Source organism: Shewanella oneidensis MR-1 (assembly GCF_000146165.2).
Taxonomy (GTDB): Bacteria; Pseudomonadota; Gammaproteobacteria; order Enterobacterales; family Shewanellaceae; genus Shewanella; species Shewanella oneidensis.
This window is the reverse complement of record NC_004347.2, coordinates 3190131-3204981: the sequence shown is the minus strand read 5'-3', so window position 1 is coordinate 3204981 and position 14851 is coordinate 3190131. Positions and strand designations below refer to the sequence as shown.

Below are 14851 nucleotides of genomic sequence, written 5' to 3'. Positions count from 1 at the left end.
CCAGAAATACCCGCTTTTGTCAAAAGTGAGAATGTAAAAATTCCTTTTAATTGCAGATAGATGGAGTCAGATCGTGCGTGGTTTTCCATCAGATAGGTGGGGTAGGCGTGTTTTACATTAATTTTCCATGCTTAGGCCATAGATAACACTACATAAATGCATTAAAGCAGCGGTTATGTTTGTTTACAACAAATGCTGGATTACTGAGCTTGCATCACGATTTTGATTAAAAATTAAACTTCTCAGTGTTTTGTTTAAACACTTTAAGGTCGGTAATCATATTATCGGATGTGAGTGCTGACTGAGCTGTATGAGCTGAACCTGTACTAAAAAGCACTAAGCGATCACTATGCTTAGTACGCATTTTTTGCATCATAAATTTGAGTAAATCAGGGCGAGTGAGTTTGCTGATTTCGGCGACTACCAATTCCCTTTGATTGAACTGGTAATCTCGATTACCTACACTAACCCAATAACGCTGGCCTCGGGTTTTAAGGTTGGCATCGTGTTCCATCACTTGATTGATGAGACCTTGTTTTGTACTTTCCCATTCTTCATTGGTGATTTGCATGACGGCATAGTTAAAATCAGCAATAAACTCATCTATTGCTTCCAGTAAAGACAGTGGTCCTGTGGTGGGAGATTGAATATAAAAAATGAGTCCAGGATGTCGATTTAGCGGCAAATATCCAGTGCCAACCATATAGCCTAACTGTTTTTCCGTGCGCAGTTCATGGAAGAAGGTTGAAGACATTGTGTGATTAAGTAAGCTAAAAAGCGCCATTTTTTCTGGCGTTGCAGTTGCTGATTGGTAATACACAATAATGGCGCTATCTTGATGATCTATTGCCAGTTCTCTTAAAAGTGTGCCTTGTCCGGTTAAATTAATTAATTCTCGGGTCGATTCGGCGCTTGGACTAGAGACAAGCGATAAAATATGTTCCAGACGTTTGCCAAGTGCCTGTGCCTCTGAGACTAACCAATCCCCGTATATTAACCCTTCAAGATAAATTTTCTCGTAAAATGCCCTTACATGGTTGTGTAGGTCATTTAAGGTTATATCTTCGAGTACTTGCGCCATTCTGGCTGGTTCGTAACTGCGCTTTTGTAATGTTGCCGTCAGGCTGGTAAACAGCTGAGAAATTGGCTTAGCTTGAGCCAAATTTTGCCAACTACGTAGCAACTGAGACTTGATTAAGGCAAACCGTTCTTCGGTAAAATTACGTTCTCTTGCTTTATGGATAAGCAAAGCTAATAGCGTTTCTTGATTACCAGTAAAACCGGATAAATGCAGTGTTATGCCCCCTTGATGTGGATAGATGTTATAACTCAATCCTGCGACTTCCGCTTGATAAGTAGGCTCGGTCAGATAATCGAGCAACATCTCGACATACAAGCGGGTGAGGGCGGCATGTTTTGGTGTTTTACTTGCTTGCTCTGAGTCGAGTGATAAATACATATGCCCTTTAGGAACATTAAATTCATCGTCTTTTTTATGCCAAATACGATATCCCGCTGATTCAGCAACGATGACTGGGACGGCAACTTCGCTTTTATCGGGGCGAGCAATAGAATCAGCCACAATGAAGGGATTCGCTGCAGGTAACTGGAGTTCAGGGCGAATATCTGTGACTTGCCAGCGGGCGAGGGACTCAGGCTTTATCGGCAAAACTTGGTAGGGTGTGTGATACCAGCTGGCTTTACGTTCAGTTGCCACTGATTGGGCGATAAGCTGCAACCGCATGTTTTGTGGTGTCATTAGTGCCAATAATTCGAGGGTTTCGGCTACGTCTAAGCCATCCATGCGATAATCACCAAACAACAGATCTTCCACTTCATAGTGGTGCATATTGATGCTTAAGTGGCTGGCCAAATCGAGAGATTTGACTTGTTCTTGATAGCGAAATGCCATTTTCAGCAGATTTGCTCGCTCCAAATAGCGCCAGTCTTCAAGTCCTTGAGTTTTAATCAGTTCAATGTACTCAAAACAGCTACAAACAATGTCGTCAATATTGCTCATGCCTTTGTCGGTGAGCTGCAGGCCAATACTATAGTCTTTGAAGTTATAACCATTGACTCCACCACCTGCCGATAAATTATTCACTAAACCTTGTTCTTTAAGGTACGACAGCAGGCTGCCTTTACTCTCATTGCCGAGAATATGGCTAATATAGGTGAGCGGTTTGCGTTTGTAATAGTGGTCAATGCCAGGAAAATTAAAACTGATGCTTAAGCGCTTTTGTTCCTTTAGAGGGACTATATTGATTTGCTTTAGTAGTTCATTTTCAGAAAACAGCGGCACCTGCGGGTACTGTTTTACGATGTTTAAATTACGGATCTCGCTGAAATATTGCATTGCAAGTGCTTGCAAAGCATCTAACGACATCGGAGCGACTAAACACAGAGTCATTAAATTAGCACTGTAGTGAGTCTGATAAAACGTCAATAATTCACTTCTAACCTGTGCCTGCTCACCACCTAAAGTGACTAAGTTACCCACGGAGAATTTTGAGAATGGATGCTGTTGGTTGACAGTTTCTTTAAGTACTTGATAGGTGCGGCGAATATCGTCTTTCAGCTTTAAACTAAATTCAGATTCAATGGCTTGGCGTTCTCTATCTACTAGTTCTAAGTCAAATTTGGGCGCGATAAAGAATTGGCTAAACCTATCTAAGGAGTCGGCAAATACATCGGCGTTGATGGTAAAAAAGAAGTTGGTATGCTCAGTGCCTGTCCAAGCATTATTGCTGCCACCATGCTGATTGATAAAGGCGTGATACTCGCCTGAATCGGGGAATTTTTCGGTGCCTAAAAAGAGCATATGCTCTAAAAAATGGGCCATACCCGGTCTATCCGCAGGATCATCAAAATGCCCCACTGCAACCGCCATGGAAGCGGCGGCTTGACTGGCATCCAAATCTTCCACCAATAATACCCGCAGCGCATTATCTAACTGGAGATAACGGTATTGGCGGTGATCGTTTGGACTTTTGTAAATAGACTGAGAGGCTTGCAAAGAGACACTCCGGTAACGATGGCTTGTTATATATTGATAGTCTTAATGGTTTTTGGCAAATATCTCTTGTGCTTATCGACTAAAGATTAACGCTTGCAAGGTTTGTCGAAATCCATTTTAGGGCTACAATTGGGATAAAACAAAAACAAGTGTGGGTAGCGAGAGACGTATGCAGCTATTTTTGATGCGACATGGTGAGGCTGGATTTAACGCTCAGTCGGATAGGGATAGAACACTAACCGATGTTGGAAGACTCCATACTGTCTTGATGAGCAACTGGTTAGCCCGAAGCGTCAGCGATTTTGATCTTGTTTTGGTCAGTCCTTACTTACGTGCTCAGCAAACTTGGCAAGAATTGAGTCAACATTTTTCTGAGCCGCGCAAATGGCTGGTTGCCGATGATCTCGTGCCTTCCGGTGATCCTGCTAATGTGGCCGCATTGATTTTAGCCTATGCCGAATTGTATAAGGCCGATAAAGTGTTGGTGATTTCCCATATGCCACTGTTAGGTTATTTGGTGAGTGAGCTGGTAGCGGGTGTTGAACCGCCCTTGTTTGCCACCTCTGGGATCACATTAATCGATAAACATGCCGAGCAAGCCTCTCTTATGTGGCAGCATGCTCCTCATAGTATAAGTTAATAAATTCAATATAAAACAAAGGGCCCACCAATGTGGGCCCTTTGTTTTAGTATGCTTTTTTAATAAAGTTGAATAACTTAACGTCTATGGGGCTGGTCGCCAATATCAATCAGTACCAGCAACGCGGCATCGCCACCCCATTCTTTAGGCGCTTGGTGAAAGGCCTTAACCATCGGATGTTGCACCAGCCACATAGGCACCTGCTGTTTAAGTATGCCGGTGCCATAACCGTGCATCACGCAGCAGCATTGGCTTTGCTGTTTTACACAGGCTTGAATGAGCGCAGCTAATTCGAGCTTGGCCTCTGATTGGCGGTAACCGTGTAAATCCAGCAATAAATCCGGCTGATAATCGCCACGTCTTAAGCGTTTAAGCTCTAAACTATCAACCCCTTCATCGAGCCAACGCATCGGCCCTTGAACGGGGAGTAGCGGTTGATAAGTATCTGAGAAATAACTGTTAGCATGCAATTGCTGCTCTTTTAGTTCAATTTCCTGTTTGGTTTTTAGGGGCGTGCGAAAATGCCGCTTATCTTGGGTGATAGGTTTTATCCCCTCGATTAGCGCCGAAAACATCGCCATGCCTTCTTTGTCATCGTCTTTATTCATGGCGGGTATTCTATTGAATCCTATGGTTTCTGAATAGAGTTCAGTTACAATGTTTGTGAACATACAAGCGGGAGAGCGTTTTGGATAAGATCTTTGTAGATGAAGCTGTGACAGAGTTACGCACCATTGGTGACATGTTGCGTTGGGCGGTGAGCCGCTTTAATGATGCCAATGTGTACTATGGCCATGGTACAGATAATGCGTGGGATGAGGCGATAGCCTTAGTGTTCCATGCGCTGCACTTGCCCGAAGAAATCGGCCAACAAGTGATTTTAAGTAACTTAACCAGCAGCGAAAAACACAAAATTGTCGAGCTTATCATTCGCCGCGTTCGTGAACGTTTGCCTGTGCCTTATTTAACCAATAAAGCGCGCTTTGCAGGGCTTGAGTTTTATGTCGATGAACGTGTACTTGTGCCTCGTTCACCTATTGCGGAGATGATCGCCAATCGCTTTGGCCCTTGGTTATACGGCAAACCCGTTAACCGTATTTTAGATTTATGCACTGGCAGTGGTTGTATCGCGATTGCCTGCGCCTACGAATTTGATGAAGCTGAAGTCGATGCGCTCGATATCAGTGAAGATGCCCTTGATGTGGCGCAGGTCAACGTCGAAACCTTAGGGGTGATGGACAGAGTTTTCCCGATGCAATCGGATCTGTTTTCAGCCATTCCTGAAGGTCCACAATACGATTTGATTGTTTCTAATCCACCCTATGTGGATGAAGAAGACATCGGCGATATGCCAGATGAATACCACCATGAGCCTGCCATTGGGTTAGCCTCGGGTCGTGATGGCCTTGACTTAACCAAACGTATTTTAGCGAATGCGGCTCAATACCTGACACCAACGGGTATTTTAGTGGTTGAAGTGGGTAACTCTATGGTGCATCTGATGGAGCAATTCCCTGAAGTGCCATTTACCTGGGTTAACTTTGAAAACGGCGGCGACGGTGTGTTTGTCCTGACTCGTGATCAATTGATCGAACATCAATCGCTTTTTGCTATTTATCGCGATGCGCAATAATCACAATAAGCACATAAATTAGGTTGAGTCTTTTCCCGCTGCCAGTTAGGCTTGCAGCGGGAAAAAGAATTGTCCAGCCATTGCTGGGCGCGGAGCGAGAAGCAAATCATTTAAGGTGTAAAAAGCGGATGTCTGGAAACAGTATTGGTCAAAATTTTGTGGTGACTACCTTTGGTGAAAGTCACGGTGTGGCACTCGGTTGTATTATTGATGGTTGCCCCCCAGGGCTCGAACTCACCGAAGCCGATATGCAACATGATTTAGACCGTCGTCGTCCTGGTACATCCCGTTATACCACCGCCCGCCGTGAGCCTGATGAAGTACGGATCTTATCCGGTGTGTTTGAAGGCAAAACTACGGGAACCTCCATTGGTTTGTTGATTGAAAATACCGATCAGCGCAGCCAAGATTATTCTAATATCAAAGATTTATTCCGCCCAGGCCACGCAGATTACACTTATCAGCAAAAGTATGGCTTGCGTGATTACCGTGGTGGCGGCCGCTCATCCGCCCGTGAAACCGCGATGCGCGTTGCTGCGGGTGCCGTGGCGAAAAAATATTTAAAACAAGTGCATGGCATTAGTATCCAAGGTTATATGTCGCAACTTGGGCCGATTTGCGCCGAGACCCTCGATTTTAGTCAAATCGAGCAGAACGCCTTTTTCTTCCCCGATGCGAGTAAGCTCGAGGCGCTGGATGAATATATGCGCGAGCTGAAAAAATCCGGTGATTCCATTGGCGCCAAAATTTCGGTGGTGGCGACTAATGTGCCAGTTGGACTGGGTGAACCCGTGTTCGATAGGCTCGATGCCGACATCGCCCATGCTTTAATGGGCATTAACGCCGTAAAAGGCGTGGAAATCGGTGATGGTTTTGGGGTTGTGACGCAAAAGGGCTCAGAAGGGCGCGATTTAATGTCGCCGCAGGGTTTTGAATCTAATCATGCGGGCGGCATCCTCGGCGGCATCTCATCGGGTCAACCGATTATTGCTCATATCGCATTAAAACCGACCTCGAGTATCAGTGTGCCGGGCCAAAGCATGACGGCCCAAGGAGAAATGGCGGAAGTGGTGACTAAAGGTCGTCACGATCCCTGTGTCGGGATCCGCGCCGTACCAATCGCCGAAGCGATGCTGGCGATTGTGTTGATGGATCATCTGTTAAGACATAGAGCGCAAAATCAGCATGTCCGTAGTCATACACCGATTCTTGGTATGAGATAGGCCGTATGAAACAGCCGGCATAAGACAACAGTAATACATAGCGGCTGTGATAACTGTGCAATAAATGGAATGCGTTAATGCTTACAATCTCTAGCACAAGCCAGCAATTACGCTGGCTATGTGCTTGTTATTTTTTCTTCTTTTCAATTCTCGGTACTATGATCCCCTACCTTGGGGTCTTCTTTGAAAACCGAGGATTTAATCCTCAAGAAATCGGTTTTTTACTCGCGATTTTAATGGCGACGCGTATCGTGGCACCCAATGTGTGGGCGAAGGTGGCCGATCGCACTGGCATGCGTTCCGAATTAATTAAGATGGGCGCGGGCGCCGCGATGCTCGCGTATTTAAGCTTTTTCTATCACGGTGGTTTTGTGTATATGGCGCTGAGCCTTGCGCTTTATACCTTTTTCTGGAACGCGATTTTGGCACAACTTGAGGTGATTACCCTCGAAACCCTAGGTGAAAATGCCAGTCGTTATGGGCAGATCCGCAGCTTTGGCAGCATCGGCTATATCTGCTTAGTCGTCGGTGCGGGTTTTGCCATTGGTCAATGGGGCACCGAGGTGTTGCCCTATATTGGTTTAGTTTTGTTTACGGGGATGCTGGTGTGTGCCTTGCCTCTGCCAGCCAATCGGGCTGTGCGCCCACAAGGACAAGAGCGCCAGCCTCTTAAATGGACTAAGCCGATTATCTGGTTCATGATCTCGGCAATGTTATTACAGATGAGTGCTGGGCCTTTTTACGGTTTCTTTGTGCTTTATCTAAAGCAGGCGGGTTACACCGAAGCGGCCGCGGGGATCTTTGTCGCCTTAGGGGCGATGGCCGAAATCGTGATGTTTATGTTTGCGCCTCGTTTGCTTGGGCGTTATGGCGTGAATACCTTGCTTGTCGTCAGTATTGCTATGACCGCCGTGCGTTGGTTATTGGTCGCGTTTGGCGTAGAGAGCATGTTATTGCTGGGTTTAAGCCAAGTGCTGCATGCATTCACCTTTGGTCTAACCCATGCGGCTTCGATTCAATTTGTGCACCGACATTTTGATGCAAGTCATCGCAGCCAAGGGCAAGCCCTGTATGCCAGCTTAAGCTTTGGCGTTGGTGGTGCACTCGGAACGTGGATTTGTGGGTATATCTGGGGCGATGGCAGCGGGGCGGTGTGGTCTTGGGTATTTGCGGCTACGTGCGCTTTTGCTGCCATGTTAGCAGTGTTTTTTATCCCAAAGGATAGGGCGCAAGCGGTTGCGCCATAAGCTGACATTGATTGTGAACAATAACTCATTGTAAAAAAGAATAATCAACAAGAGAGGTTAAGGTGATCCGGTTTCGTTTAGGCTTAGTCATCAATCCACTGGCGGGTTTAGGTGGAAGTGTGGGTCTTAAGGGCAGCGATGGTGTGGCAGAAGAAGCCCTTGCATTAGGCGCCGAGCCCAAGGCGATAAAGCGTATGATGCAAGCCTTAGAAGTCATTGCACCCTATGCCAATGATATCGAAATCATTACCGCCTCAGGCGTGATGGGGGAAGATGCCGCCAACGCCTTAGGTTTTAACACTCGCGTGGTGTATCAAACCCCAGATAAAACTCAGGCCATCGATACGCAAGCCGTTGTGCGTACCTTGCTGAACGAACCCCTCGATTTATTACTGTTTGCGGGGGGCGATGGCACGGCTCGCGATGTGTATAGCGTGTTTGAACAAGCGGTTATCGACGATAAATTACCCGTACTTGGTGTACCGGCTGGGGTGAAAATCCATTCCGGCGTTTACGGTATCACACCCCATGCTGCGGGCATGGTGGTGAAAATGCTGCTCGAGGGTGAGTTGGTTAGCCTAATGAGCGCCGATGTGATGGATATTGATGAAGTCGCGTTTCGCCAAGGTACGGTGCGCGCCAAACGTTTTGGTGAGCTATTAGTGCCCGCCGAACCCCGTTATGTGCAAGCGGTCAAGATGGGGGGCAAAGAGGTTGACGAGTTCGTGCTCGCCGATATTGCCGCCGATGTTATCCAGCAGATGGAAGATGAGCTGTACATTATGGGCTCGGGCAGTACAGTCGCCTTTGTGATGGAAGAACTTGGCCTTGATAATACCCTGCTGGGGGTTGACCTTATCCAAGATAAAGCCTTGGTGGCAAGTGATTTAACCGCCAAGCAGTTACTCGAACTTACCCAAGATAAGCCGACAAAACTGATTATTACCTTGATTGGCGGGCAGGGGCATATTCTCGGTCGTGGCAATCAACAGTTGTCGCCAGAGCTTATCCGCCGCCTCGGTAAGGACAATATTATTATCCTCGCCACAAAAACTAAGCTAAAAGCACTTGAAGGACGCCCCTTAATTGTGGATAGTGGCGACCCTCAATTAGATCGTGAGCTTTGTGGCTATTACAAAGTGACGACGGGTTACCATGATTATGTGATGTATCAGGTGGCCAACCCCGACTAATCAGATTTATTCTCCTCGGAGATTGCAAGCACCGAGGGGCCAGCGGCCATTTGGGCGAAATACGTTATTGGAGAGTTTGACCCGATGTTAGAGCAGTATGAAGAAGCACTAGAACAGTGGATTGAGTCCGTTGTGAGCCATGGTGATGACGATGCCTTATTTGCCTGTGGTTATCTGCAGGGCCATGTGGCGGTGGTGTTGTCGCAACTTGAAGACCAAGGCGAGAGCACGCTAGAAGCCTTACTTGAAAAAATGACTGAATGTTTAGCCCTTGCCCGCCAAGAATTAAATGATGCCGATTACGCGCTGGTAGAAGCTTCGTGGCCAGAGTTGCATGGCAAGATTGTTAGTCATTTAGCGGCCTGATTGATGAGTTCATCCACGACGACTTTGGTTGACGCAGTGGCATCACCACAAGCTCAGCAAGCGGTTTATATCGGTTTAGTGAATCCCAAAACGCCCACCAATGTGGGCGGCATTATGCGCGCTTCGGGCTGTTATGGTGTCGATGCCGTGTTCTACACGGGCAAACGCTATGAATATGCCGCCCGTGGGCCGCAGCAATATAATGCTGATACGCAGAGCGCCGCTGAGCGCATTCCGTTAACTGGAGTCACCTCGTTACTTGATGCGATTCCTGCTGGTACTCAACTGGTTTGCGTGGATTTAGTCTTGGGGGCGACGCCTTTGCCGGAGTTTGTCCATCCCGAAAGAGCCTTTTATGTGTTTGGGCCTGAGGATGGCACTATTGGCCAAGAGATTATCGATAGGGCTGATGCCGTTGTGTATGTGCCAACTGTTGGTTGCATGAATCTGGCTGCGTCGGTCAATGTACTGCTGTACGATAGATTAGCGAAAACCTATCGCAAACAGGCGACCAATGAAGCTGAGTTTGATGGAGATGCCTTGATCCGCACAAGTCGAGACAACAATAATCGTACCCGCGTTAAAACCACTAAGCGTGAGTCTTCGAAGTAGTCTTAAGGAGCAGCGTCTTATCCAAAAAGGATTAAGCAATGACTTAATCCTTTTTTGTTTTTGCACTTTTATCTTGAGAAAATCCCCGCATTGGAGTGCTTAGTTTTCTCTGAGCGATAACGCTTATTTGCTGCAATTAAGCTCATTAATACGGTCACCAATAAGAACCACTAAAATCACGACGCTCACTTCCACTAAAGTGCTTTGCCTTTGAGTAGTTTGCGTAACCACATTCGATTCGGGCTGAGTTTATTGAGTGTGGGCCAATCAAGCGGCAGCGGCTCGTCGGTTAATTGAGCGGCTAGGCATTCTGCCGCCAATGGCCCCGAACTTAACCCCCGCGAACCTAAGCCACCAAGGATATAAAGGCCATCGTGGATAGGGGCTGGCGTGGTTTGCCAATAATGGCGGATTTGTTCGGCTTGCTGCTGATTAATTTGGTGCTGCTCATATCGAGCCCAAATCTCATTTACATCGGGAGCACAGCCCATCATCGGGAAATGATCGCGCGTTACCATGCGCACGCCAACGCGGGCGCTATTGGCGCTAATATCAATATCTTCGACCCAATCTTGATTAGGATAGCTTTGTTGCATTTTACCAAGATTTTCCAACTGCTCCAGCGGGCAAAAATCGAGGTGCTCAGCCGCTTTTACATAGCTGGCGCCGAGGCAATGTAGCCCTTGATGGCTTGGCGTGAGGTAACCGTTTGCGCATAACACTGTGGCCAATTGGCTTAGCTGAAATTGTGACGGAATATGACTCACTTGGCCGCGAAACGGACTTATCTGCAAACGTTCACTGGCCGAAAACTGTGTCAGCTGTGCGCCATTGGCGAGCACGAGTTGACGGAACGGTCCAAAACGCTGGTCTTGGCTGAGAAGATACCAGCCCTTAGCATCGCGCTCAATTTCAGTGATTTCGGTATTGAAATGGCACTGCACATTGGCAAGCTGCGAGGCTTTATCCACCGCCGCCTTAGCGTATTCAAAAGGGCACACCCAGCCGCCGAGGGGATAATAAAATCCAGCCTTATCAATACCTATTTTTGCAATCTTGTTGGCTTCGCTCGCATCAACGGCATAGGCAATTTCCGCCGGCCAGTCTTGGCTTTGGATAATTTTATCGAGCCGTTGTTGACTGCGTTCATCATGGCCTGTTTGCAGCACACCACAAAAATCATGGGAAATTGGCATCACACCAGATGCGACGTCCGACCCCTTCATCGACGCAAGACTCAGCGCGGCGATGCGGCGGCGACTAAATAAAAACGCCTGTTGGAAAAAACGGCTGAGCTCATCATTCTCTGGCGTAAGTAGGGGATAAATCGCCCCTTGGCGATTACCGGACGCACCTTGTCCTAAGTCATTATCTTTGCAAAACAGTATGCTACTCTGCTCGCGTTCGGCTAAGGACAACATCAGATGCGCTGACGCCAGTCCGCCACCTATAATGGCTATCGGCTGCTTGGTTGAGGCTACTTGGGATGGCCTTGGTGTAAACGCTTGATGGTTATTGGCTTGCTGGCGCAGGAGCTTGCGTTCATGTAGCAGAATATCGTCTGTGACAATCTGGCTTGCAATTGAGTCAATCTGTTCGCCACAGAGCATGTCGGCAGTGATGGTAAGAGGGCTAAAGCCGCAGGTTTTGGCGAGATTCTGCGTTGTTTCAGCAAGTTCTACGCCGATAAAATGGGCATCATCGGCACTTAAGCGCGCCATTTGCCAGAGTATTTTACGACTCAGTTGCGGTGCTAAATGCGGCAAAATCAGCCATTGCTGAATGGGATAAGTGCCGCAGTGTGGCTGATTGACCAGCATGGTTTGCAGATCGCCAAAATCTAAATCGAGGCTGATGCGACCGTCATCAAAAATTAATCTCTGACACCCTATAATGCGCGCTGGCTTTGCCTCAATGATGGCGTTGGCAATGGGCTGTAAATGCGGATGTAAAATTAAGCTTTGCGATTGATCCCAAAGTAATTTAAGTTCGTAATAGTTAATCGGATTTGGTTCAAACACCTTCAGCAGTAAGCGCGGTAGATTTTGGGTTTTAGCCAGTGTTTGCCAGTAATGAATAAAAGAGAGCAGTTCGATTCCGTCGCCTAATCCCCATTGCCCCATCACACATAAGTGGGGGGATGGTTGCGTCAATAGCGCCGTTAAGCACTGATGTCGAAGACGGTTGAGATTGTCCAGAGAGTGTTGAGTCGCTATCGTGCATGTGGGATAAAGGTTGATCAATTGCGGGTAATCACGCTTAAATTGACAAGATATGTGGGGCTTTGCAGTCAAAGAAATATACTCTCGGTCTCATAATGGGCATTATTTTACTCGCCTTTATGGAAAGCTGACCACTTAATTGAAGCAAAACAGATACTATTGGCTCAGCAAAAAGTAGGTACTGACATGTACACAATGGATAGCAAAAAAATGAAAAGAGTCGTGATCACCGGAATGGGTGTTGTTTCAAGTATCGGTAATAACAAGCAAGAAGTGACAGAGTCACTTAAAGCGGGCCGTAGTGGTATTACACATTCCGCTCAGTTTGAAGAAATGCAACTACGTAGTCATGTATGGGGCAATATCAAATTAGATCCTTCCGAGCTGATTGACCGTAAAGCACTGCGTTTTATGGGTGATGCTGCGGCATATGCTTACATTGCTATGCAAGAAGCCATTAAGGATGCTCAGTTAACTGAAGAACAATATTCAAATCCTCGCGTAGGGTTGATTGTCGGCACAGGCGGCGCTTCGTCTTCTAACCAAGTGCAAGCGGCAGATATTTTGCGCGAAAAGGGTGTAAAACGTGTTGGTCCTTATATTGTGCCTCGTATTATGGCAAGTACCGCAAGCGCCTGTTTAGCCACTCCATTCAAAATTAAAGGCATGAACTACTCAATCAGTTCAGCCTGTGCGACCAGTGCTCACTGTATTGGCCATGCTGTAGAACTTATCCAAATGGGTAAGCAAGATATGGTATTTGCTGGTGGTGCAGAAGAGCTCGATTGGACCCTGACCATGGGCTTCGATGCGATGGGCGCCCTATCGACTAAATACAATGCCACTCCAGACAAAGCCTCTCGTACCTATGATGCCGACCGTGATGGTTTTGTGATCTCTGGCGGTGGCGGTATCTTAATCGTTGAAGAGTTAGAGCATGCGCTGGCTCGCGGCGCGAAGATTTACGCCGAAGTGATTGGTTATGGCGCATCGTCAGATGGTTATGACATGGTCGCTCCCTCTGGCGAAGGCGCTGTGCGTTGTATGCGACTTGCATTGGCCGATGTGGATACCCCCATTGACTACATTAATACCCACGGTACTTCGACGCCAGTCGGTGACGTGCGTGAGTTAGAAGCGCTGCGTGAAGTCTTTAAAGACAAATGCCCACCAGTTGCATCGACCAAATCGATGACAGGTCATGCCTTAGGCGCTGCTGGCGTACATGAAGCCATTTATAGCTTAATCATGATGGAAAACAGCTTCATCGCTCCAAGCATTAACATCGATAACCTAGATGAAGCCGCGAAAGACATGCCAATCGTGCGTGAATACCGTGATGCCGAACTAAATACTGTTATGAGCAACAGCTTTGGTTTTGGTGGTACTAACGCAACACTCGTCATGCGTAAATATAAGTAAGCCATTATTTTCGTTAAAAAAGGAAGCTTCGGCTTCCTTTTTTATTGGCTGAAATTGAGTAATGCGACTTAAGGGTTGGGATTTATCTCTAGAGTCTTGTTAGAATCCTGAATATCTTGATATTGCTGTTTATCAGAAAGGTCTCCATGAAGATTGTTGTCGATGAAAATATGCCCTATGTCGAACCCTTATTCGGGGATCTCGGCGAGATAATTCCAGTCAATGGCCGCACATTAACGCCTGAGCAGGTGCAAGATGCCGATGTGCTGCTGGTTCGTTCCGTTACCCGAGTCAATGCTGCACTGTTAGAGGCAAATCAAAAGCTTAAGTTTGTGGGTAGCGCGACCATTGGCACAGATCATGTGGATTTAGCTTACCTTGCCACTCGAGGCATTGTGTTTTCAAATGCGCCAGGTTGTAACGCAACAGCGGTGGGTGAATTTGCCTTTATTGCCATGCTAGAACTGGCGGCGCGGTTTAATTCGCCGCTCAGGGGTAAGGTCGTGGGGATTGTTGGTGCGGGCAATACTGGCAGTGCGACAGCCAAATGCCTTGAAGCCTTCGGTATTAAAGTATTGCTCAATGATCCCATCAAAGAGGCCGAGGGCGATCCGCGCGATTTTGTGAGCCTTGAAACCTTATTACAAGAGGCAGATATCATCAGCTTACATGTGCCAATCACCCGCACTGGCGAGCATAAAACGCTGCATTTATTTGATGAGGCGCGCCTAATGAGCCTCAAAGCGAATATCTGGCTAATTAATTGTTGTCGTGGTGACGTCATTGATAATCAAGCATTAATCAAAGTTAAGCAGCAAAGGGATGACCTTAAATTAGTGCTCGACGTATGGGAAGGGGAGCCGAATCCCATGCCGGAGTTAGTGCCTTTTGCTGAGTTTGCGACCCCGCATATCGCCGGTTACAGCTTAGAAGGTAAGGCCCGTGGCACTTTTATGCTGTACCAAAAGTTATGTGAATTGTTAGCTATTCCTGCCACTAAAGGCTTATCAGACTTATTGCCCCGTTTCAATATCAAAGCCGTTGAACTCGAACAGCTTCCCGATGAAAAAGCCTTATTACAGCTCGCAAGATTCGTCTACGACCTACGAGATGACGATGCTGTTTTCCGAAATTGCTTTGCAAAAGAAAATGGCTTCGACATTATGAGAAAAAATCATAAACATCGACGTGAATTTAGTGCATTGGCGCTGGCTTATCGCGGTCAATCTGAGGTAGATTGGTTGTCCAATTTAGGTTTTTCAGGAGTCGGTCGGTAA

12 protein-coding genes are annotated in these 14851 nt (G+C 47.0%); 9 read left to right on the top strand and 3 right to left on the bottom strand.

Features of this window, described 5'->3' with window-relative positions; translation table 11 throughout:
* Positions 1-226: 226 nt before the first annotated feature.
* Entirely contained in the window at positions 227-3016 is a 2790-nt protein-coding gene (locus SO_RS14305) for an insulinase family protein (protein WP_011072980.1), read from the bottom strand.
* 169 nt (positions 3017-3185) lie between these two features.
* On the opposite strand from SO_RS14305, the gene sixA reads away from it, so the two are divergent.
* Positions 3186-3656 (top strand): phosphohistidine phosphatase SixA, encoded by a 471-nt coding sequence (gene sixA / locus SO_RS14300; protein WP_011072979.1) that lies wholly within the window; start codon positions 3186-3188, stop codon positions 3654-3656.
* A 77-nt stretch (positions 3657-3733) separates the two neighbouring features.
* Here sixA and smrB read toward each other — a convergent pair whose 3' ends face one another.
* Entirely contained in the window at positions 3734-4264 is a 531-nt protein-coding gene (gene smrB, locus SO_RS14295; protein ID WP_011072978.1) for an endonuclease SmrB, read from the bottom strand.
* A gap of 80 nt (positions 4265-4344) precedes the next feature.
* Here smrB and prmB point away from each other — a divergent pair, with 80 nt between their 5' ends.
* From prmB to SO_RS14265, 6 genes are all read left to right on the top strand, one after another.
* A complete protein-coding gene (prmB, locus tag SO_RS14290) occupies positions 4345-5289 on the top strand; it encodes a 50S ribosomal protein L3 N(5)-glutamine methyltransferase (protein ID WP_011072977.1) in 945 nt (314 codons plus the stop codon).
* 128 nt (positions 5290-5417) lie between these two features.
* A complete protein-coding gene (aroC, locus tag SO_RS14285; RefSeq protein ID WP_011072976.1) occupies positions 5418-6512 on the top strand; it encodes a chorismate synthase in 1095 nt (364 codons plus the stop codon).
* Between the two features lie 77 nt (positions 6513-6589).
* Positions 6590-7759, top strand: a complete 1170-nt coding sequence (locus SO_RS14280) for an MFS transporter (RefSeq protein WP_011072975.1) — start codon at positions 6590-6592, stop codon at positions 7757-7759.
* A gap of 62 nt (positions 7760-7821) precedes the next feature.
* On the top strand, positions 7822-8952 hold the full coding sequence (locus SO_RS14275) for an ATP-NAD kinase family protein (RefSeq protein WP_011072974.1): 1131 nt from the start codon (positions 7822-7824) through the stop codon (positions 8950-8952).
* An 84-nt stretch (positions 8953-9036) separates the two neighbouring features.
* On the top strand, positions 9037-9318 hold the full coding sequence (locus SO_RS14270) for a YfcL family protein (protein ID WP_011072973.1): 282 nt from the start codon (positions 9037-9039) through the stop codon (positions 9316-9318).
* Positions 9319-9321: 3 nt separating this feature from the next.
* Positions 9322-9930, top strand: a complete 609-nt coding sequence (locus SO_RS14265; RefSeq protein WP_011072972.1) for an RNA methyltransferase — start codon at positions 9322-9324, stop codon at positions 9928-9930.
* A 194-nt stretch (positions 9931-10124) separates the two neighbouring features.
* Here SO_RS14265 and mnmC1 read toward each other — a convergent pair whose 3' ends face one another.
* On the bottom strand, positions 10125-12224 hold the full coding sequence (mnmC1, locus tag SO_RS14260) for an FAD-dependent 5-carboxymethylaminomethyl-2-thiouridine(34) oxidoreductase MnmC1 (protein ID WP_011072971.1): 2100 nt from the start codon (positions 12222-12224) through the stop codon (positions 10125-10127).
* A gap of 138 nt (positions 12225-12362) precedes the next feature.
* Here mnmC1 and fabB point away from each other — a divergent pair, with 138 nt between their 5' ends.
* Both fabB and SO_RS14250 read left to right on the top strand, forming a co-directional pair.
* Positions 12363-13574, top strand: coding sequence for a beta-ketoacyl-ACP synthase I (gene fabB / locus SO_RS14255; protein ID WP_164925736.1), 1212 nt, complete (start codon positions 12363-12365; stop codon positions 13572-13574).
* A gap of 146 nt (positions 13575-13720) precedes the next feature.
* On the top strand, positions 13721-14851 hold the full coding sequence (locus SO_RS14250; protein WP_011072969.1) for a 4-phosphoerythronate dehydrogenase: 1131 nt from the start codon (positions 13721-13723) through the stop codon (positions 14849-14851).